The organism is uncultured Tateyamaria sp. (assembly GCF_947496075.1).
In the GTDB taxonomy this organism is placed as follows: domain Bacteria; phylum Pseudomonadota; class Alphaproteobacteria; order Rhodobacterales; family Rhodobacteraceae; genus Tateyamaria.
Map to the genome: position 1 here is coordinate 1,377,037 of NZ_CANMBJ010000002.1, position 20,749 is coordinate 1,397,785.

At 56.5% G+C, this 20,749-nt stretch carries 22 protein-coding genes; 5 read left to right on the plus strand and 17 right to left on the minus strand.

What is annotated here, in order from left to right; genetic code table 11:
• Entirely contained in the window at positions 1 to 729 is a 729-nt protein-coding gene (locus Q1A51_RS10810) for a protein phosphatase 2C domain-containing protein (protein WP_299596216.1), read from the minus strand.
• A 235-nt stretch (positions 730 to 964) separates the two neighbouring features.
• Between Q1A51_RS10810 and Q1A51_RS10815 the strand changes: the two genes are divergently transcribed.
• A complete protein-coding gene (locus tag Q1A51_RS10815) occupies positions 965 to 1,597 on the plus strand; it encodes an OmpA family protein (RefSeq protein WP_299596213.1) in 633 nt (210 codons plus the stop codon).
• 170 nt (positions 1,598 to 1,767) lie between these two features.
• On the opposite strand, the gene phoB is transcribed toward Q1A51_RS10815, so the two are convergent.
• From phoB to Q1A51_RS10875, 12 genes are all read right to left on the minus strand, one after another.
• A complete protein-coding gene (gene phoB, locus Q1A51_RS10820) occupies positions 1,768 to 2,457 on the minus strand; it encodes a phosphate regulon transcriptional regulator PhoB (RefSeq protein ID WP_299596210.1) in 690 nt (229 codons plus the stop codon).
• Positions 2,458 to 2,469: 12 nt separating this feature from the next.
• Positions 2,470 to 3,171 carry a phosphate signaling complex protein PhoU gene (phoU, locus tag Q1A51_RS10825; RefSeq protein ID WP_299596207.1) on the minus strand — a complete coding sequence of 234 codons (702 nt, stop codon included), beginning with the start codon at positions 3,169 to 3,171 and terminating at the stop codon, positions 2,470 to 2,472.
• Between the two features lie 11 nt (positions 3,172 to 3,182).
• Positions 3,183 to 3,980 carry a phosphate ABC transporter ATP-binding protein PstB gene (gene pstB / locus Q1A51_RS10830; protein ID WP_299596204.1) on the minus strand — a complete coding sequence of 266 codons (798 nt, stop codon included), beginning with the start codon at positions 3,978 to 3,980 and terminating at the stop codon, positions 3,183 to 3,185.
• A 9-nt stretch (positions 3,981 to 3,989) separates the two neighbouring features.
• On the minus strand, positions 3,990 to 5,318 hold the full coding sequence (pstA, locus tag Q1A51_RS10835) for a phosphate ABC transporter permease PstA (protein WP_299596201.1): 1,329 nt from the start codon (positions 5,316 to 5,318) through the stop codon (positions 3,990 to 3,992).
• Positions 5,318 to 6,790 (minus strand): phosphate ABC transporter permease subunit PstC, encoded by a 1,473-nt coding sequence (gene pstC, locus Q1A51_RS10840; protein WP_299596198.1) that lies wholly within the window; start codon positions 6,788 to 6,790, stop codon positions 5,318 to 5,320. Before pstC ends, pstA begins: the two co-directional genes overlap by 1 nt.
• A gap of 110 nt (positions 6,791 to 6,900) precedes the next feature.
• Positions 6,901 to 7,941: a substrate-binding domain-containing protein gene (locus Q1A51_RS10845; protein WP_299599618.1), complete on the minus strand. Its 1,041-nt coding sequence runs from the start codon at positions 7,939 to 7,941 to the stop codon at positions 6,901 to 6,903.
• 132 nt (positions 7,942 to 8,073) lie between these two features.
• Positions 8,074 to 9,135 carry an ATP-binding protein gene (locus tag Q1A51_RS10850; protein WP_299596196.1) on the minus strand — a complete coding sequence of 354 codons (1,062 nt, stop codon included), beginning with the start codon at positions 9,133 to 9,135 and terminating at the stop codon, positions 8,074 to 8,076.
• A gap of 12 nt (positions 9,136 to 9,147) precedes the next feature.
• Positions 9,148 to 10,335, minus strand: a complete 1,188-nt coding sequence (locus tag Q1A51_RS10855) for an aminotransferase class I/II-fold pyridoxal phosphate-dependent enzyme (RefSeq protein WP_299596193.1) — start codon at positions 10,333 to 10,335, stop codon at positions 9,148 to 9,150.
• Entirely contained in the window at positions 10,332 to 10,655 is a 324-nt protein-coding gene (locus Q1A51_RS10860) for a hypothetical protein (protein ID WP_299596190.1), read from the minus strand. The genes Q1A51_RS10855 and Q1A51_RS10860 overlap by 4 nt, the downstream gene beginning before the upstream one ends.
• Positions 10,655 to 11,182: a gamma carbonic anhydrase family protein gene (locus Q1A51_RS10865; protein WP_299596187.1), complete on the minus strand. Its 528-nt coding sequence runs from the start codon at positions 11,180 to 11,182 to the stop codon at positions 10,655 to 10,657. Before Q1A51_RS10865 ends, Q1A51_RS10860 begins: the two co-directional genes overlap by 1 nt.
• Positions 11,179 to 11,829, minus strand: a complete 651-nt coding sequence (gene gmk, locus Q1A51_RS10870) for a guanylate kinase (RefSeq protein ID WP_299596184.1) — start codon at positions 11,827 to 11,829, stop codon at positions 11,179 to 11,181. Before gmk ends, Q1A51_RS10865 begins: the two co-directional genes overlap by 4 nt.
• 4 nt (positions 11,830 to 11,833) lie before the next feature.
• Complete coding sequence (locus Q1A51_RS10875; protein ID WP_299196447.1) at positions 11,834 to 12,748, minus strand: YicC/YloC family endoribonuclease; 915 nt, start codon at positions 12,746 to 12,748, stop codon at positions 11,834 to 11,836.
• Between the two features lie 215 nt (positions 12,749 to 12,963).
• Between Q1A51_RS10875 and Q1A51_RS10880 the strand changes: the two genes are divergently transcribed.
• Positions 12,964 to 13,626 carry a PAS domain-containing protein gene (locus Q1A51_RS10880; protein ID WP_299596181.1) on the plus strand — a complete coding sequence of 221 codons (663 nt, stop codon included), beginning with the start codon at positions 12,964 to 12,966 and terminating at the stop codon, positions 13,624 to 13,626.
• A gap of 67 nt (positions 13,627 to 13,693) precedes the next feature.
• Here Q1A51_RS10880 and Q1A51_RS10885 read toward each other — a convergent pair whose 3' ends face one another.
• A complete protein-coding gene (locus tag Q1A51_RS10885) occupies positions 13,694 to 15,067 on the minus strand; it encodes a class II 3-deoxy-7-phosphoheptulonate synthase (RefSeq protein WP_299596178.1) in 1,374 nt (457 codons plus the stop codon).
• Between the two features lie 175 nt (positions 15,068 to 15,242).
• On the opposite strand from Q1A51_RS10885, the gene Q1A51_RS10890 reads away from it, so the two are divergent.
• On the plus strand, positions 15,243 to 16,235 hold the full coding sequence (locus Q1A51_RS10890) for a GlxA family transcriptional regulator (RefSeq protein WP_299596175.1): 993 nt from the start codon (positions 15,243 to 15,245) through the stop codon (positions 16,233 to 16,235).
• A 48-nt stretch (positions 16,236 to 16,283) separates the two neighbouring features.
• Here the strand turns inward: Q1A51_RS10890 and Q1A51_RS10895 are convergent, their stop codons facing one another.
• The 3 genes from Q1A51_RS10895 to Q1A51_RS10905 all read right to left on the minus strand — a co-directional run bounded on the left by Q1A51_RS10895 (position 16,284) and on the right by Q1A51_RS10905 (position 19,153).
• Positions 16,284 to 17,009, minus strand: coding sequence for an RlmE family RNA methyltransferase (locus Q1A51_RS10895; RefSeq protein ID WP_299599616.1), 726 nt, complete (start codon positions 17,007 to 17,009; stop codon positions 16,284 to 16,286).
• A gap of 273 nt (positions 17,010 to 17,282) precedes the next feature.
• Positions 17,283 to 18,407: a Ppx/GppA phosphatase family protein gene (locus Q1A51_RS10900; protein ID WP_299596172.1), complete on the minus strand. Its 1,125-nt coding sequence runs from the start codon at positions 18,405 to 18,407 to the stop codon at positions 17,283 to 17,285.
• Positions 18,408 to 18,475: 68 nt separating this feature from the next.
• Positions 18,476 to 19,153 (minus strand): sulfotransferase family 2 domain-containing protein, encoded by a 678-nt coding sequence (locus Q1A51_RS10905; RefSeq protein ID WP_299596169.1) that lies wholly within the window; start codon positions 19,151 to 19,153, stop codon positions 18,476 to 18,478.
• 207 nt (positions 19,154 to 19,360) lie between these two features.
• Here Q1A51_RS10905 and Q1A51_RS10910 point away from each other — a divergent pair, with 207 nt between their 5' ends.
• Both Q1A51_RS10910 and Q1A51_RS10915 read left to right on the plus strand, forming a co-directional pair.
• Positions 19,361 to 19,657: a virulence factor gene (locus tag Q1A51_RS10910; RefSeq protein WP_299196430.1), complete on the plus strand. Its 297-nt coding sequence runs from the start codon at positions 19,361 to 19,363 to the stop codon at positions 19,655 to 19,657.
• A 25-nt stretch (positions 19,658 to 19,682) separates the two neighbouring features.
• A complete protein-coding gene (locus tag Q1A51_RS10915; protein ID WP_299596166.1) occupies positions 19,683 to 20,612 on the plus strand; it encodes a methylenetetrahydrofolate reductase in 930 nt (309 codons plus the stop codon).
• Positions 20,613 to 20,749: the final 137 nt, after the last annotated feature.

Below are 20,749 nucleotides of genomic sequence, written 5' to 3' on the forward strand. Positions count from 1 at the left end.
CTACCCTTCCGTTGCTGTCACGACAATTACCGACACATTGTCTGGCGCGCCTGCATCCAACGCCGCCTGCAACAATCGCGCTGCCGTGGCATTGTCGGGCCTGTTCAACATCATTGTGTCCGCAAGTTTGGTATCTTCCACAGCACCGCTTAAGCCGTCACTGCACAGCAGCAGCCTGTCTGCTGACTGGAGAGGCAAGACAAATGTATCGACGTCAACATCCGGCTCCGCGCCAATGGCGCGTGTAACCACATTCCGCTCAGGGTGCGACCGTTCTGCCTCTTTGCTGAGGACACCCTGATCAATCAATTCCTGGATGTGGCTATGGTCCTTGGTCATTTGCTTCAATTGACCCTGCCGCCACAAGTAAATCCGGCTGTCACCCACCCAAGCGCAATAAGCTACGTTTGCGTCCATGAACGCGGCAACGACTGTCGCTCCCATGACTGTCCCGTCGGCTGCCGCAAAAACTGCCTGATTGCTTCGCTGAAGAGTTTCGACCAGACACACCTCTGGATCATCTGTACGGGTCAAGGTCGCAAGGCTGTCGATCACCATGTCTGCGGCGACATCGCCGTGCCCGTGGCCTCCCATTCCGTCAGCCACCGCCCAAAGTTCTCCATTCGGATCGATCAGTATCGCGTCTTCGTTTCGATCTCGCACCAGTCCCTTGTGCGTGAATCCCGCACCCGTGATGCGCAACGGCGCAAGTGTTGAGGCCGATCTCAAGAGCGCTCCGCAACAGTGTCAGGTTTTGCCCGAAATAGGAGCAATTCTGGTCTGTACATTTGAAAAAACCGAAGCCGGCAAAACGTTGAAATTTTCCCGATGCTACAGTATTCTGGGGATATACCCTAACGATTTTCTTTTTGGTGATACTATGCGCACAATCTCTGCCGCGGCAGCGGCGCTTCTTTGTTTGACTGGACCGCTGATAGCCCAATCGCTTGATACAAGCGACATTATGGAACGGTTCCAAGCACAACGTGACGCCTTCAGCGGTGCGACCGAGAATGGTCCGACGCGGAACCTTATTTTGATGACCGTGGACGATCTGGATGTCGAAGCTCAGGTCGACAGCCCAACCTTGGGCACGCCCCAAGCCTCGACCGAGCTTCAACCTCTGACACCAGCACCGCTGGACGATACGCAAACAACGGCGATCACAGGTTTGAATCCGCCAACGGCACCCAATGCGGAGAACGCGCCTCAGATCGCCTCTGCAAACGCACCGGTTGCAACATACGGCAAACTTGCGGAAGAATTGCAGGTCAATCTCTTTATCAATTTTGCCTTTGATAGCGCCGCGATTGGGGCGGACCAGACCCAGATCTTGGATGAAATGTGCGTCGTTATGCGCGACAGCGACATAAAGGTCTTCCAGATTGTCGGACACACGGATTCTGCTGGGTCGGATGCGTACAACGAACGTTTATCCCGACTGAGGGCTGAAGAGGTTGGTAGATACCTGACCGCAAGCTGTGGCATTCAGAGCAATCGCCTGACCACCTTGGGACTTGGTGAACGCTTTCCGCACAACACTGAAAACACCCGTGCTGACGAAAACCGCCGTGTGGAATTCCAAGCCCTCAGCTGACAGTGGATCTTTGCTGCGTCAGGCTGGCAGGTCCGCTTGAATGATGGTTTGCGGGCCTGGTTCGGCTGGCAATAACAGACAACCCATCGAATATCAGGCTCGGACAAAATTTGAGCGCCGTTATGAAATTAAGCATTAAATATCAATATATTACAAGATTAAACTCACCGTCAACCGAGTGCGTATCCAGCTCCTCGAACTGTGCGGACAGGGTCGGTTCCACCAAAGTATGTAAGCGCTTTGCGCAGACGGCCAATGTGCACGTCAACCGTCCTTGTATCCACGTAAATGTCACGGCCCCACACCCGGTCCAGCAATTGCTCCCGGCTCCACACCCGTCCTGGTTTTTCCATAAATGTACTCAATAGCCTGAACTCTGTCGGGCCTAACTTCAGCTCGTCCCGACCGCGCGTGACCTTATGGCTTTCCGAGTCCAGCACGATGTCATCAAACTCCAGTCTCTGACCAACAGTCGCAGGCCGCACGCGCCGCAACTGGCTGCGCACCCGCGCCATGAGTTCAATCACCGAGTATGGTTTGACCACGTAGTCATCCGCGCCGGTTTCAAGCCCACGTACCTTGTCGACCTCTTCTGTTCTGGCAGACAACATGATCACGGGAATGCTGCGGGTCTCAGGCTTGATCTTAAGCCTGCGGCAGACTTCAATCCCTGACAGGTTTGGCATCATCCAATCCAGCACGATGATATCCGGCATATCCTCGTCCACGAGCAACAGCGCTTCTTCACCGTTTTGCGCGCGGCTGACGGCAAAACCCTCAGCCTCCAAATTGTACGCTAGCACCTCTCGTTGTGCTGGCTCATCTTCGACAACCAGAACTCGGGGCTGATCGACGGACATCTGCCTTGTCTCCTAAGCCTGAACGGATGTTTTGTCCGCCTTCTGGCGGTTTTCTTCCGGGGTCGATCCGGTCACCAAATAGACGACCTGCTCTGCAATCGACGTCACATGGTCGCCCATGCGTTCAATGTTCTTCGCGATGAAATGCAGGTGCATGCAAGCCGTGATGTTGCGCGGATCCTCCATCATGAATGTCAGGAATTCGCGAAACAGCGCATTGTACATCTGGTCGACTTCGGCGTCGCGATCAATCACGTCCTGAGCCAGTTCGGCATCGCGTGCCACATAGGAGTCCAATGCATCTTTCAGCATGCGCTCCACTTCTTTCGCCATGCGGCGCAAGGCACCTGCACTGTCGTTCACTGGCGCCATCTGGGACAGAACGCTTGTGCGCTTACCCATGTTTTTTGCATAATCTCCAATACGTTCCAGGTTGGCGCTCACCTTGATGACGGACAACAGAAGTCGTAGGTCGATTGCCGTCGGCGCGCGAAGAGCAATCACGCGCGCGGCTTCCTCATTGATCAACTCTTCCAGCTCATCAATTGCCTTGTCGCCTTTGCGAACCTGTTCCGCCCGCTCTTCATCGCGGGTTTCCAGACTGATGGCGGCCTCAAGAATTGCGTTTTCAACCAAGCCGCCCATCTTCATGATCTGCGCCTGGATCGCTTCAAGGTCCCTGTCAAAGGCCGATGCGATGTGTTGGTCTTGCATGGGTCTGCTCCTTAGCCGATGCGGCCAGTGATATAGCTTTCGGTGCGTGGATCGACGGGATTGGTAAATATCTGACCCGTCTCACCGTATTCAACAAGGTTGCCGAGGTGAAAGAATGCCGTCTTCTGGCTGACCCGTGCGGCCTGCTGCATGGAGTGCGTGACAATCACCACAGAGTAGCTTTGGCGTAACTCGTCGATCAGTTCTTCGATCTGAGCGGTTGCAATTGGGTCAAGCGCCGAACAAGGTTCATCCATCAGCAGCACTTCTGGTTCGGTCGCAACGGCACGCGCGATGCACAGGCGCTGCTGCTGGCCACCGGACAAGCCGGTACCTGGCGCATCCAAACGGTCTTTTACCTCATCCCAGATCGCACCACGACGCAAAGATTTCTCAACCAATTCATCCAGTTCCGCCTTGTTCTTTGCAAGTCCGTGTATGCGCGGGCCATAGGCTACGTTGTCATAGATGGACTTAGGGAATGGGTTCGGTTTCTGAAAAACCATACCCACCTTCGCACGCAACTGCACCGGATCAACCTTGGCGTCATAGATGTCTTCACCGTCGATATGGATGTCACCCACCACACGACACACATCAATTGTATCGTTCATCCTGTTGATACAGCGAAGAAATGTTGATTTTCCACAGCCTGATGGACCGATAAATGCAGTGACGGTCTTGTCGTCGATTTCGACATCCACGTCCTTGATGGCGTGATTGTCCCCGTAGTAGACCTGCACACCTTTGGCCGCGATCTTGACGTCGTTTGTGTCCACGTCTCTCTCCAGAATTCTCATGTCATTCATGGTAGCCTCCTACCAGCGGCGTTCGAACCGGCGCCGCAGGATAACGGCGATGGTGTTCATGGTGATCAGGAACAGCAACAGCACAATGATGCCGCCCCAGGCCTTTTCGGTAAAGACCGCGTCGGACCGCGCGGCCCAGTTGTAGATTTGTGCCGGCACCGCCGAGTTTGGCTCAATGAAACCCTCGACAAATGTGCCCGGGTATCGCGCAACAAAGCCAACCATCCCAATCAGCAGCAGCGGCGCGGTTTCACCAAGAGCTTGGGCCAAGCCAATGATAGTACCTGTCAGAATACCCGGTGCGGCCAATGGCAGAACGTGATGAAACACCGCTTGCATTTTCGAGGCCCCTACCCCCAGTGCCGCATCCCGGATCGACGGAGGCACGGCCTTGAGCGATGCGCGGGTCGAGATGATGATCGTCGGCAGCGTCATCAGCGTCAGCACCAGGCCGCCAACCAGCGGCGCTGATTGCGGCAGATGTGCGAACTGGATGAACACGGCAAGACCCAGAATACCGAACACAATGGACGGTACGGCGGCCAGGTTCGAGATGTTGACCTCGATGAAGTCGGTAAATCGGTTCTTTGGTGCGAACTCTTCCAGGTAAATCGACGCAGCCACCCCAATCGGTAGGCTCAGGACGAGAACAACCAGCATCATGAAGAAAGAGCCCAGCACCGAAGCACCAATTCCCGCTCCACCGGGGTTGTCCACACCCGTATCCACGCCAGTAAGGAAGTTCCAGTTGAATACCTGCTTGATCAAACCTGCGTCACGCATAGCGTCGATCAGGTCGAAATCCTCAGGCATGAAGAAGCGGTTGCCGCTTTGCAGGTCTTCACGTGCGAATGTGCCCTTCAGATAGCGATCCACACGCGATGCTGCTGCGAGTTCGAAGGAAACAGATGCCTCCAATTGATCTTCATTGGCACGGTAAAATTTACGCAAATCGCCGCCAACCTTACCAAGAAGACGTTCGATGGCCTTCTCATCGAATTCGATCTCGACACCTTCGCTCTCCATTGTTTGGGTCAGAGAAGTGACGAAATAATCGGTGTAAATACCGGTTTTCAGCAACGCTTTTTCGGCGGCGTCATATTGCTCTTGTGTCAGCGTGAACGGCACCTCGACGACAGCTTGCCGGAAAGCGGGTAGACCTGAACTCAGGATTGCAGCCAGCAGTGCCACAAGGAAGAAAAGGCCCGTAAAGATTGCAGCGATGCCATAGGCACGGAAGCGACGCTCGGAGGCATTGCGTTTCTTGGTGCGCGCGTCCTCGTGTATCAGCGACCGGGATGGGCGTGCGCTTTCGGGGGTCATTGTTGCGTCAGTCATTACTCATACTGCTCCCGATACTTGCGCACGATGTAGAGGGCAAAGACATTGAGCCCGAGCGTCATGATGAAAAGGGTCATGCCAAGGGCAAAGGCGACAAGTGCCTCGGGTGAGGCAAAGTCGCTGTCGCCCGTCAGCTGCGACACGATTTTGGCGGTCACGGTTGTCATGGCTTCGAAAGGGTTGAGGCTGAGCCGGGCTGCTGCCCCTGCCCCCAGCACAACGATCATCGTCTCGCCAATGGCGCGGCTGGCTGCCAGCAGGATGGCACCAACGATGCCTGGCAAAGCTGCGGGCAGTACGACCTGCTTGATGGTCTCGGATTTTGTCGCGCCCAGCCCGTACGAGCCATCGCGCATGGCTTGCGGAACCGCATTGATGATGTCGTCAGACAAAGAGCTGACAAATGGGATCAACATAATGCCCATGGCGAGGCCCGCAGTCAGCACGGCCCGTTGTCCCTGCATCCATCCCAGACCATTGTCACCAAACACCGACAACAGAATTGGGCCAATGGTCAGCAATGCGAACAAACCGTAGACGATGGTGGGAATACCCGCGAGGATCTCAAGCAGCGGCTTGGCAATGCTGCGCATCCTTGGGCCCGCGTACTCCGACAGATAGATGGCCGCAAAAAGGCCAATGGGAACAGCCACCAGCAAAGCGACCAGTGAAATATAAAGCGTGCCCCACAGCAGGGGCAGAATCCCAAGGCTCGATGCACCGCCACGGCCGGAGAAGCTGGGTGCCCATTCAAGCAGAAAGAAAAAATCGGATGCCGGGTACAAGCGGAAGAATTCAATCGTGTTGAAGATCAACGAAAGAATGATCCCGATTGTTGTGAGGATTGCAACCGAAGCAGCCGCGATCAGAAGTGCCAGAATACCCTGTTCGACCGTGTTTCGGGCCCGAAAGGACTTGGAGCTCTCCATTGTGCCCCAGGCGGCACCAGCGGCAGCGACAATCAATACTGCGATTGTCATCAGCAGGTTCGATGTCTGGCTCATTGCGCGGTAAGCTTGAGAGGCCTGTAGTACCGTTTGTGTGATTTGGCCGGTCACGACCTGACCCGCATCTTTCAGCCGCTGCGTAATGTCTTCGAGATCGGATTCCGCGTTCCGTGCCGTTTCATCATCCAACAGACCTGCGTCTACCGCTTTCGAAAGCCCGTCTGCGGTACGGCGAACATCAGACATAACAAGACCGATGTTCGACCCTTCGGCGATTTCGCTTTCTGGGATCATCTGAACGATACGGCTGTCGATGAACAGGGACTGCGCGAGCAACCAAAGGATCATCAACCCAAGGGCCGGAACAACCGATTTCATAAGAGCGTTGGAGCCATAGTAGATCGGCAGCGAGTGAAGATTTCGGCTGTCGCCACCGGCGCTTACTAGCGCACGTCGGCGCCCCATCAAGAACCCAACCGCCGAGATCGTCAGAACAATCAGCGTGAGCCAGATAACAGGCATGTGTCCCCCAAAAATGAAAGCCGCACTTTCGCGGTCTTGTCAGCAGAAACCGGGCAGCAGTTCGTCGCCGCCCGATCTTTTTTTATGGCAGTTCTCAACAATCGCTCAGATTATGAGTTGCTGCCCATTGTTTCTTCATCAGCGATCATTTGCTGTGTGTCAGCCAGTTCAGGATCGGATACCAGACCGTAAGCCGCCAGCGGACCGTCGGGGCCAGCAACCTCATCGGCTACAAAGAACTGAGCGTACTCTTTCAGACCTGGGATGACGCCGATGTGGGCTTTCTTGATGTAGAAATACAGCGGACGAGACACCGGGTATTCACCCTTGGCGATGGTCTCGGTCGTTGGCTCAACACCCGACATTGTAGCCACTTTCAGCTTGTCCGTGTTGTTTTCATAGAACGCCAGACCGAACACGCCGATGGCGTTGGTATTGGCGTCGATCGAAGCCAGTGTTTCGGTGTAGTCGCCGTCGATGTCGACCGAACGGCCATCTGTGCGGACGCTCAGGCAGGCATCTTCCGCGTCATCCTCGGTCATACCGCCAGCGATCATGGCTTCCATTGCGCCTGTGGCTTCACAGCCAGCCGCGATTACTTTTTCCTCGAACACCTCACGTGTGCCGTGTTTGGTGCCGGGGATGAACGCCAGGATGTCAGTCGCAGGCAGGTCCGCGTTGAAGTCGGACCATTGCGTGTGTGGGTTGTCGACCAGCGCACCGTCCAACATGACTTTTGGGGCCAACGCATTGAAGATGTCTGAGGGCGTGAACGCCGTGTATTCGGGTCCCTGGATTTGCGATGCAAAGACGATGCCATCATATCCGATGCGCACTTCGATGATGTCCGTCACACCGTTTGCGGCGCAGGCCTTGATTTCCTTGTCACGGATCGCGCGCGATGCATTCGCAATGTCCGTATGCTCGGTGCCGACGCCTTGGCAGAATCGTTTAAGACCAGCGGAGGAACCACCCGATTCCACAACAGGTGTCGGGAAGTCAAAGTTTTCGCCAAAGGCTTCCGCAACAATCGAAGCGTAAGGCAAAACGGTGGACGAACCGGCAACCTGAACCTGGTCGCGCGCTACTGCCGCAGTTGCAGCCATGGCTGAAAGAGCCAGCGCCGACGTGGTGAGTTTCACAAAGGACATGAATGTCTCCTGTCTGAGCATTTTCTTAATGATCCCCCCCATGAGGATCTTGGTGCCCATCTAGGCACCGCTCGCAATCCTTTTGTGACAACTGCGTAACAGTTTTATGACAGCGGGCAATTTGCCGCCGCGTCACGCCAAACTTTTTTGTACGGGCAGAATGACGGTAAAGGTTGCGCCCTCGCCCAACGTGCTTTCGACCCGCAAGCGTCCCCGATGGCGGTTGATGATATGCTTGACGATAGCCAGGCCAAGGCCAGTACCACCAAGCGCGCGGCTGCGGTGATCATCTGCCCTATAAAACCGCTCCGTAATGCGCGGCAGATGCACAGGATCGATGCCGGGTCCATAGTCTACAATCTGCACCCGTACCCCAGGTGCACGCAGGGCCGGTTCCCGGGTGCTGGTCATCACGCGAATGGTGACGCGCCCGCCCGATCCACCATATTTAATCGCGTTTTCAGTCAGGTTCGTGAAGACTTGTTTCAACTGATCGGCATCCGCAATCAGGTGCACGGTTTCATCGCCGAACTCACGCTCAAGTGTAACGCCAGCTTCCTCGGCAAGTGACCTTAGGGTTCGCAGCGTGGACTCAAGCACGTCGTTCAAAAATACGACCTCCGTCGGGCGCACGCGTTCGTCGCCCTCCACCCGGTTCAGTGACATCAAGTCCCCGACCAGGCGATTCATCCGCTCCGCCTCGTCCTGCATGATGTTCAGAAAGCGCTCAGCCGCCTCCGGATCATTGCGCGCCGGTCCGCGCAGTGTTTCGATGAACCCCATAAGCGCAGTCAAAGGCGTGCGTAGCTCGTGACTGACATTGGCGACAAAATCCCGGCGCATTTGGCTGGTTTGCTCGACATGCGTCACATCTTCGAACACCAGCATGGCGATACCCGCACTGTCGCGCCCAACACCCCGCACGGCGCGGACGCTCACAGTGTATGTCGTATCCTGCGCACCATCATTGCCAAGATAACGCGTGGTCCGTGCCTTACCGTCCTGCAGCGTTGCTTCGATCGCATCGAGCAGTGCAGGCTGGCGCAACATCGTCACATAGTTGCGATCCAACGCCTGTTGGCCGATCAGTGTGAGCGCCTCGACATTGGCAGCCACGATGCGTTCGGATGCATCAATGGCGAGTGTGGGCAAGGGAAAGGCCGCAAGCAATGCGCCCAGCACATCGTCACCCATCGCCCTGCCCCCTTACGCCAGTGCGGCCTCTACAGCGCGCGTGAACACATCGCAAAGCACATCTGGGTCTTCGAGGCCGACCGAGATGCGGAAGAATCCCTCGGACATACCCAGCTCCGCACGTTTCTCAGCAGTCAACGCCCGGTGAGACGATGAGGCCGGATGCGAAATCGTTGTTCCAATATCGCCGAGCGTCGGAGCAAAGTTTAGGCCGTCAGCCCCTCGGGCAAAGGCATTGGCCGCCTCGCGCCCGCCGTCAATTTCAAAACTGACCATGTTGCAGTACTGCCCCTTCAGCAAAGCTTCGGCGCGCGCATGGTCCGGGTGATCGCGACGGGCTGGATAGATGACCCGCTTCACCCCTGGCAGAACCGACAAGTGCTCGGCCAAGGTCGCTGCTGTCGCTTGTGCCCGGTCATAGCGCAATTCAAAGCTCAGAAGCCCCCGCTCGGCCAACCAGCAATCAAAGGGGCTGGGCGTCATCCCGGCTGTCACGGTAAATACGCGCAACCGATCATTGATGGCTTGGTCCTTTGCCGCGACATAGCCCAGCATCACGTCCGAATGACCAGACAAAAGCTTGGTCAATGAATGTATGACGATATCTGCGCCGTGATCGAACGCTTTGAACGCCCTTGGCGTGGTAAAAGTGTTGTCGATGACCAACAACACACCCGCCTCTTTCGCCAATGCAGACAGGCCCAGCACATCCGCAACACGCAAGGTCGGGTTCGAAACAACCTCGACCAGGATCATCTTAGTTTCGGGGCGCAGGGCCGCGCGCACGGCATTTGCATCCCCCGGATCGACCATCGACGTCTGGATGCCCAAACGTGGCAAGTCCTCGGACATCATGCGCAGCGACCGACCATAGAGCTGGTTACCACCAATCACGCGGTCGCCTGACGTCAGCAGCCCGAGCAGGACCGCAGACACGGCCCCCATACCCGACGAGGTTAGCACGCCCATATGCGGCGCGCCTTCCATCCGATCAATGGCTTGCGCCACGACGTCCGCATTTGGATGCCCTTCACGGCTGTAGGTATAGCCATGCAGATCCCCGTCATACTGGGCATCCAGCATGTCCGGCGTGTCGGACGCGTAGACGACCGAGGGGCTAAGCGGCGTTACAACCGGTCGCGATGCGCTTTCCGGCAGTGGCGTTGGTCGCACGAGCGATCCTTTGGAGTTCGAGGTCATTCCAGAAATTCCGTATGATAGGTCTGCGAGCTGAACGTGATGTCCACACTCAACCAGCAAGGACGCGGCAGATGTGCTGCAATCACATCCACAAGGTCCTTTTGTAAGGCAGCGGTGAATGCGGCGTTTCGATGAGGCTTGGCCAACAGTGCAACGGACGCTTTTAGATGCGTATGTAAGAAGACGGGTGCCGGATACGCGCGCCCCTTGGTTTCCCCCGCTCCGCCATCATGGCGCAGAATGCAGGCCTCAACTTCTGCCAGGATCGCCTTGGCGTCGATGGCAAGATCGCTTGAATAGCTCAGTTCGCAATGCGGCATCAGCTCTGTACCTCCGCCATCGTATCGCGGAATTTGCGCATGTTCTCCTGGTAATGAAGCGCAGAGGCGCGCAGACCTTGGATGGCCTGTTCGTCCAGTTCCCGTACCACCTTGCCCGGCACGCCCATTACCAATGAGCCGTCGGGAATTTCCTTGCCCTCCGTGATCAACGCTCCTGCCCCGATCAGGCAGTTCTTGCCAATCTTTGCACCGTTCAGAACCGTCGCACCCATGCCGATCAAGCTGTTTTCCCCAATCGTGCAGCCGTGCAGCATGACCTTGTGCCCGATGGTGCAGCCGGGACCGATAGTGAGAGGATAGCCTGCGTCTATGTGCATGACGCAGTTTTCCTGCACATTTGTGCCCGCGCCGATGCGTATATCCTCGTGGTCTGCGCGGATCGTGCACCCGAACCAGACGCTAGCACCTTCTTCGAGGATCACCTTGCCAATCAGATTGGCGTCCGGCGCAACCCATGTGTCGCGCGCAATCTGCGGGCGGTCGTGGCCCAGCGAATAGAGTGTCATGGCAACTCCTCGAATTCGGTTTGCAGGGCGCGCACATGGTCCGTCAACTGTGGTTGCTGCAAACGACGCAGGCGCGTGGCGGTGATGATGGTTTTCAGATGCTCTTCGGTCTCGTCCAGATCATCGTTGACCAACACATAATCGTACCCGCCCCAATGGCTTATCTCGTCCCAGCTTCTTTGCATGCGGCGGGCAATGGTTTCCGCGTCGTCCTGCGCACGCGTTTCCAACCGGCGCCGTAGCTCTGCAATCGAAGGGGGCAGGATGAAGATGGACAGTGTATGCTGGCCCAGGGCGGAATTGGTTATCTGCTGGGCACCCTGCCAGTCGATGTCAAAAAGGACATCCTGCCCTTTGTTTATCGCATCCTCGACGGGCCCCTTCGGTGAGCCATAGAAATTGCCGAATACGTGAGCATGTTCCAGCATCTCTCCATCTGTAACCTGGCCCTTGAACGCAGCCTCAGAGATGAAGCGATAGTGCTCACCGTCCACTTCGCCTGGTCTTGGCTCACGTGTCGTGGCCGATACGGAAAACGACAAACCGGAGTCCCAATCCCGCAATCGACGCGCAAGAGTGCTTTTCCCGGCGCCTGATGGGGAGCTAAGTATGATCAGAAGACCACGGCGGTTCTGAGCGTCGGTCATATTCTTATTCCACGTTCTGTACTTGCTCACGCATCTGATCGATCAGCGCTTTCAACGCCAATCCGACAGCCGTCAAATCGGCATTTTGCGCTTTTGAGCATAGAGTATTAGCTTCGCGGTTGAACTCTTGCATGAGGAAATCGAGCTTACGCCCGACCGCACCTCCGTCATTCAAAAGCGCACCTGCGGCTTTGACATGTGTGTGCAGCCGGTCAATTTCCTCTGTCACATCTGCCTTGACCGCCAACAAGGCCAGCTCTTGTGCGACACGATCCGGGTCTGCGCTGTCTGTATTGTCCAAAACGCGGGCAAGGTTCCGTTTCAAATTTGCGGCCACATCGTCCTTGCGTCTCTCTGCCAACGCCGCGGCTTGCTCGGTCAGTTTGCCGACTTCGGTCAACTGCGCCAACATCACCTCGCGCAAGGCCGATCCTTCGCGCGTCCGCATATCATCAAATGCGTCCAGAAGCGCCGGAACCTCCGAAAGCAAGGCCGTGCGCAATGGACCGGTGTCATCCTGTGCGGCCCCCGCATCCATAACGCCGCGCATACTCGCAATGTCGGTGGCGCGGGAAGGTGCAAGCGACAGCCCCTGGTCCATCGCCTCTGCTTCAATTGTAAGAAGACTTTGAACGACGGCGCGCATGGTCTCTTCGTTCAATGACAAACCAGCCGCCGCATCATCGCGCGTGATGCGAAGCGACAACGTGACATTGCCGCGCTTGGCCCGTGCTGCAACGAGCGGCCGCAGCGCCGTTTCCAACCCATCAATCCAATCGGGAACGCGCAAGCGCACGTCCAAACCCTTACCGTTGACGCTTCGAATGTCCCATGCCCAGCGAAATGAGTTGAATGCGCCGGTGGCAGCCGAGAAACCGGTCATTGAGCGCAGCGCGCCATCTTTGGATGTCTTGGTCATGTCTTTGCGTTTAGGGGGAAGTTCACATCGGGGCAAGCCACTGCCCGTGTCCCCGCGGGGACAGGGCGATGATTAACCATTTGTTAGCTTTCACCGCGCGGGTTCCCGCAAATTTGATATGTTTTGCATCATTCCCGGAGCACAGCATTCGGTGGACCGAGCAAGAGTATGTACAGATGGACAAATCAGACCTTAACACGCACAATGTGAGCGCAATGACAGAGTTCCGCGCAAACACAGGTTTTTCGGCGATCTCGCAGGTTGAAGCCTATTGGGAAGGCTTGCGTGGCACACGCCTGATGCCAAAACGGTCCGAGATTGACCCACGCGGCATTGAATCGGCGCTCGAATACACTTTTGTTTTGGAACGCATCGCACCCGGAATGGCACGTATTCGTATCGCGGGCAGTCACCTCGGCGACTTGATGGGGATGGAAGTACGCGGGATGCCACTGACATCTCTCATCACGCCACCTTGTCGTCGTCAAATCTCCGATGCCATCGAAGATGTCTGCCAACGCCCCGCCATGTGCGAATTGCGCATGAGTGCAGAGACAAACATTTCAAAACCGCAGATGGAATGCCGTTTGCTTCTGCTGCCACTCAAAAGCGACCTCGGCGATGTAAGCCGAATTCTGGGATGTCTCGTTGCCCAGGGTGAAATCGGGCAGACACCGCGCCGCTTCAATGTGGTTGGTGCGCGTATTCGGCCGATTGCATCTCCCGCTGCCATACCGGCAGCCATCGAACCTACTGTTCAGGCCAGGCCACAGCGCGTGCAGATGGATGGTTTTGCAGAAAGCCAGAAAAGCTTTGAAGCCACGACGCCAAGACCAAGTGTTCCGTATCTTCGTCTGGTGAAGTCAGACGACAAATAGACCGGAGATCTGAAGATCTACCAAAAGAAACGCGCCGAACGGTTTGTTCGGCGCGCTTTTGTTTCGATCAGCTTGCGGCGCGTGCTTTGGCACGGGTGGCGCGCAATTGCGATAGCTCTTCGGCCACCAGGAACGCCAATTCCAGAGATTGCGAGGCATTCAGCCGTGGATCGCACGCCGTGTGATAGCGATCACTCAGGTCCTCTTCGGTCACGGCGCGTACACCGCCAGTGCATTCGGTGACGTCTTGCCCCGTCATCTCGAAGTGAACACCGCCAGGCACTGTCCCTTCGGCAGCATGCACGCCAAAGAATTCGCGCACTTCACGAAGAACACTGTCGAACGGACGTGTCTTGTACCCGGTCGAGGACTTAATCGTGTTGCCGTGCATCGCGTCGCACACCCAAACCACTTCTGCGCCTTCTTCGCGGACAGTGTTGATCAGACGCGGCAGGTGTTCACCCACCGATCCTGCGCCAAAGCGTGCAATCAGGGTCAAACGGCCGGCCTCGTTTTCTGGGTTCAGCTTGGTCAGAAGCACCTTCAGGTCTTCGGTTGTCATGCTGGGCCCACATTTCAAACCGATGGGGTTCTGAACACCACGCGCAAACTCGACATGTGCACCATCGGGCTGCCGCGTACGGTCGCCGATCCAGATCATGTGACCGGAACCAGCCAGCCATTTGCCACTGGTTGAGTCGATCCGCGTCAGCGCTTCTTCATACTCAAGCAGCAGCGACTCATGGCTGGTGTAAAATTCGACGGACGAAAATTCATGCGTGGTATCGGCATCAATGCCAGCCGCGGCCATGAAGTCGATGGTATCCTGAATGCGGGCTGAGATTTCGCGGTACTTTTCTGCTCCTGCCCCATCGGCAAAGCCCAAAGTCCATGAGTGCACCATGTTCATGTCAGCAAAGCCACCGGTCGAGAACGCACGCAGCAGGTTCAGCGTGGCCGCTGCCTGAGTGTAGGCCTGCAGCATCTTCCGTGGGTTCGGAATACGCGCCTCTGGAGTGAAGTCCAGCTCATTAATTATGTCGCCGCGGTAGCTGGGCAGCTCCACGCCATCCACCACCTCTGTCGGGGCAGAGCGCGGCTTGGCAAACTGGCCAGCCATGCGGCCCAACTTGATCACCGGCACTTTGGCACCGTAGGTGAGCACCATTGCCATCTGCAACATGACTTTGAACGTGTCCCGGATGCTGTCGGCGCTGAACTGATCAAACGCCTCAGCGCAATCGCCACCTTGCAGTAGGAACGCATCACCACGGGACGCATCGGCGAGATGGGCCTTTAGCCGCCGCGCCTCGCCTGCAAACACCAGCGGAGGATACTTTGCAAGCTGCGCCTCAACCGCGTTCAGGGCCGCAGTATCGGTGTAATCGGGCATCTGGATCCGGGGCTTGGCGCGCCAGTCAGATTTCGTCCAATCGCTCATCTTGTCTCTCCGCAAAAGCTGTTAGCGGTCTCATGACCGGAGCCTTCTATACAAAAGCTATTGGAAGGACACCATATCACAAATGCGCCCTCTTGACGTGGCGTTTCCGCCGTGGTCAGGCTGACGAAATCTCCGGGTCACGACGCCCGGCAATAATAACAGGACACTCGCAGCGATGTCGTTCTCTCGCCCGCCTCAGGAAGTTGCCAAGCCCAAACGTTTTGTGTTTGTACTGCTCGACAACTTCACCCTGCTTTGCTTCTCGGCCGCTTTGGAAAGTCTGCGCATCGCCAACCGTATGGCTGGTCGTGAGCTTTATAGATGGAGGATTGTCGGAGAAGGTGGAGACGTCGCGCACTGCTCTGCGGGGCCGGCTTTCCAACTGGACGGTGATCTGGATGAGTTGACCCGCGATGACGTGGTCATGATTTGCGGCGGTATCGACGTTCAAGCTGCGACGACAAAGCGTCTGCTGAGCTGGATGCGCCGGGAAGCCCGGAAAGGGATCCAGATGGCCGGTCTGTGCACGGCAGCGTATTCGCTGGCGAAAGCCGGTCTGTTGGACGGCAAGAAAGCAACGATTCACTGGGAAAACCAGGACAGTTTTGCGGAAGAGTTTCAGGAGGTCGAACTGACCAAATCGGTCTTTGTCATCGATGAAAAACGTTTGACGACGGCAGGCGGGACATCATCCATCGATCTGATGTTGAAACTGATTGCCGATGACCATGGGGAGGAATTGGCCAACGCCGTTGCAGACCAGTTGATTTATTCCTCGATCCGCACAGATCAGGACACCCAACGCTTGTCCGTGCCGACGCGTATTGGTGTCCGGCATCCGAAGCTGAGCCAAGTTATCCAGATCATGGAGCAGAATATCGAGGAGCCGATCAGCCCCTCCATTCTGGCCAAGGATGTCGGCATGTCGACACGGCAGCTTGAGCGTCTGTTTCGCCGCTACCTGAACCGGAGCCCCAAGCGGTACTACATGGAACTGCGCTTGCAAAAGGCCCGCAACCTGTTGATGCAAACCGACATGAGCGTCATTAACGTGGCCTTGGCGTGTGGATTTGCCTCACCGTCACATTTTTCGAAATGCTATCGGTCGCACTACGACACGACGCCGTATCGTGAACGAGGCACGCACGCTGCACGGCTGTCAATCTAAGCCAAATGCATTGCTGAGGCGGGGCGGCTTGACTGTGCTGGACACCTGTTACGCGCTGTCACTGCGGAAACCCGTCGCAACAACGAATTTCTCCGAACTATCCGCGCGCGAGGCAGGTGGTTTAACGTTGGCCACCTTGTCAAAACGTTGCTTGAGCAGCTTTTGAAGGCTGCCCTCTGCCCCGCCTGCCAGAACCTTGGCGACAAATGTCCCACTATCATCCAGGACATCAAAGGCGAAGTAAGCGGCCGCCTCGCATAGGGAGATAATGCGCAGGTGATCGGTTTGTTTGTGGCCCGAGGACGCGGCGGCCATGTCGGACATGACCACATCTGCCTTGCCACCCAACCAGTCTTTGACCTTCAGATCGGCATCATCTTCCATGAAGTCCAATTGGTGCAACTCGCACCCCGCAATCGGCTCCATTTCTTGCAGATCGACCCCGAGGATTGTTCCGACAGCCTTGCCTGATTTTTCACCCAGCGCGTTCACGCGTTTGACCGCAACCTGGCACCAGCCGCCCGGGGCCGCTCCCAAATCTACAACTCGGGCACCAGGCACCAAGAAGCGGTACTTGTCGTCCAGTTCCATGATCTTGAACGCGGCACGCCCGCGATACCCCTCCGCTTGGGCCCGCTTTACATAAGGGTCGTTGAGTTGGCGCTGCAACCAGCGGGTCGACGACAACTTGCGCCCGCGAGCACTCTTGACCTTGACCTTCAGGTCACGCTGCCCGCGCCCTGATGTATTCTTGCCTGTCGGGGTCTTGGTCACGTTGCCACCTTTCAATTTCACGCCAGCGGTTTGTGCAAAATGATCCGCTACAAGAGATCGCGAATATAGGGTGGATCATGCGGAAATGCATGTGTCCCCTGCCAATTTCCGCAATGTGCGTTGCCGATAGCACTGATCGCTCGGTCCTGCATCTTCTTATTCGAACTGAGTGTGGTCATGCAGACCGTCCCCCATCTGATGCAGAGCGCATGGCAAGTGTCGTCAGCAAAGCTCATTGATATTGTGGATCGCCTTGTGTTGGCCCCGCTGCTGTCAAACCCGCTGATCTTCCAATACACCGTCCGCGCTCATCTGCGCGTACAGTAGCCCCTCCCGCAATCCACGATCGGCAACGGACAGTCGGTTGGTTGGCCAGCAGCGCATCAAGGCCTGAAGGATCGCCGCACCAGACATGATCAGGGCGTGCCGGTCCGATCCGATACGGGGATCGGCACGCCGCCCTCCGGGACCCAGAGCCAGATAGGATCGAATAACCTTGTCGATCTGATCCGACGTCATGCGCAGACCGTCCACCTTTGTCCGGTCATATCGCTTCAGACCAAGATGCGAGGCCGCGACGGTGGTCACTGTACCGGAGGTGCCGATGATCTGGAAACGCTCGGTTGGCTCTGTCGCGTGGTAGGGCGAGAAATCGGCCAGGTTCTCTTCGAAAAACCAACTCATCAGCGCAAATCGCGCAGCATCGTCATCCACGTCATTAAACTGTTCGCGCAATGTTGCGACACCCAAGGGAACACTTATCCAATCTACGACACGTGCCTCGGGCATATCTGACGCAACTTGTTCAAAGCCCGAATGCAGCCGCATGATGGACTGCGGACGATCAGCGCGCGGAACCTGAGACAAATCAAGCCAGACCAACTCGGTCGACCCGCCTCCAATATCAACGACCAAAAGGTTTTCTGTCTTGGGGCTGACCAATGGCGCGCAGGATACAACGGCCAGCCGCGCCTCTTCCTCGGGTTCGATAATGTCCAGCCGCAACCCGGTCTCGCGTTGAACGCGCTGAACAAAATCCTTTGCATTCAGGGCTCTACGGCACGCTTCTGTGGCGACAAGGCGCATCCGTCTGACCTGGTGTCGCTTTAACTTCTGCTGGCAAATCCGCATGGCTTGCACGGTCCGCGACATGGATCCACGCGACAGCTTGCCGGATTTCTCTAGGCCAAGACCAAGTTGAACAGATTTTGAGAAGCTGTCCACGACCTGAAAGCCCGCGCCCTTTGGCTCGGCTATCAACATGCGACAACTGTTCGTGCCCAGATCAAGCGCGGCATAAAGCTCGGGCGATCCAGGAGCACGCGGCACGGGCATGGCCCCCGGTCGGGTGCCTTTCGTCTTTGTCGCGCCCGCACCTCGGGGACGCTGTGGCGCCATATTCTGCGCCTTTCATATCGAGTTGAGACGACGATATGTCGTGCAACCTGTTCGCGCAAGTGACTTGATCACGCGACTGCATGCATCCGTGGCTGATGAAAGGGATTGTCGAAAAATGGTGCAAGATGCGCATACTCTTCTTCCAGCAGCACACCCAGAACACGTTGTGTTTGCGGGGACAGATCGCTCAGCTGCAGGCGCCGATCACTTGAGTTGAAATGTGGAATAACGACGTCTCGCCTTGTGTGTTCGCTCAACGCAACGCCAAGATCATCCATTTCACTTGTACGAAAGACACGATCGTAGACAGACCAATCCGCGCCGGTGAACAGCTCGGTCGGCAAGGCATGGTGTTTGATATCCGAAGAGGTCGCAATATAGGCGCTCAGGTTTTGAAAAAAGTAATCTGGATCCGGTTCAGTGGGCAGATGCACCCTGCCCCGGCGAATTTTCGGGCTGTGACTTAGAATACCCAATCCTTCGACGCGGTTGGTGTACACTGCAAGCAGTCGCTTCAAAGGGTCACGTACGACCGTGAAGCAATAATGATTTTCCAGAATACTCCAGCGATGCGGGCGAAACCGTACTGTTGGATAAATGGCATGCACTTGCTGCTGCTTGAACGCGCTTGCGTTGTTTTCCGCTTGAAGTGGATCAATTGCAGCCAGTGCTGCCTTGACCGATGAACACGCCGCCTTTGGCACAGCCATATAGGCCAGCCGATGGGAATCGACCCGAATAACCATGATTTCCTGCCCGACTTTTTTTGTCTTGTTAGGGCCATCTTAACCAAGCTTCGGCACGCCCAAACGGCTTTCGAATTGAAAGTGCGGGATTGTTGCAAATCAGACTCACCAATCACGACGTCGCAACGGTAGCGTCCTTTGTCGAAATTGAGCCTCAGATACTCTAAATCGTCGCGTATTAGGGCAAAAGACACGCGGAGGAATCACATGCCGGACGTCACAATCGTTTATTGGCGCGACATCCCTGCCCAAGTGATCGTGGGCAAAGGGCGTCGTGGCTCCAAGCGCCAGCTTGCGGAACGGTTCGAACAGGCCATCGACCGCGCGGCAATGAAAGTGAACGCCAAGGACGCCGATGCGTATTTGGCTGAATGGCGCAAAGCGGACCCTTACACCGTCGATGGCGATCCCGCCGAAGTTGCGGAACGTGAAGCTGTAAGGCTCGAGACCGAATACGACCAAGCGCGGATCAAGGCGCTGATTGACAACGAGGGATGGGCATAGCGCCCCAGCACAGGGAGGTGCCACAATGGCATTGCTGAACTTCAAACGTGACGACGGTCCAGTGGCCGGCACCCTCTCGCCCGAGGTAGAGGCGTTCCTTCAAGGCTATTCCATTGAGGTGATGCCGCGCACATCCCAGAAGGTTGATGATTTTCGCGCCATCCTGCCCGCAGGTACCCGCGTTTACATCGCACACATCGAAGGCACGCCAATCGAAGATATGGTGGCCACCGCCAAGCGCCTGAATGCCGAAGGCTTTCCGGTTATGCCGCACTTCCCCGCGCGCATCATCAAGGACGAGGCGACATTGAAGGACTGGATCGCTCGGTACCAGGGCGAGGCAAATGTCGATCAGGCGCTGCTTTTGGCAGGCGGTGTGGACAAGCCTCATGGTGACTATCACAGCTCAATGCAGCTGATGGAAAGTGGTGCGTTCGACGCGGCCGGATTCAAGAACTTGCACGTGGCAGGACATCCCGAAGGCAACAGGGATATTGATCCCGATGGTGGGATGGAGGTCGTCGATGAAGCTCTTGCATGGAAACAGAAATTCTCCGAGCGCACCGATGCGAGAATGGCCATCGCGACGCAGTTTGCCTTTGAGGCCGGACCAATCATCACATGGGCGGACAACCTCAAGGCAGCGGGTGTTGACCTGCCCATCCATATCGGGATTGCGGGACCAGCCAAGCTGCAGACCATGATCAAATTCGCAATTGCGTGCGGCGTTGGACCATCGTTGCGTGTACTGCAGCGCCGCGCCAAAGACGTGACCAAGTTGCTGCTGCCATTCGAACCCACCGAGGTCGTGTCAGAGTTGGCCGCACACAAGGCTGCGAACCCAGATTTCAATGTGACGCACGTGCATTTCTTTCCTCTTGGCGGGATCAAAACGAATGCCAATTGGGCGATAGAAAACGGCGGCGCGTCGGCTGTGCCTGCGGCCTTGGGCTAATATCACTCATAACTGTCCTGAAAAGGTTTCATGCCCTGCCCCCTCGCGTACCAGCCCCGTGCGCGATAGGTGTCTTTTCCAACCGGTGGGATGTCGTTTTGACCTGTGCGCCAGTACGGGAATCGGAACAACACTTC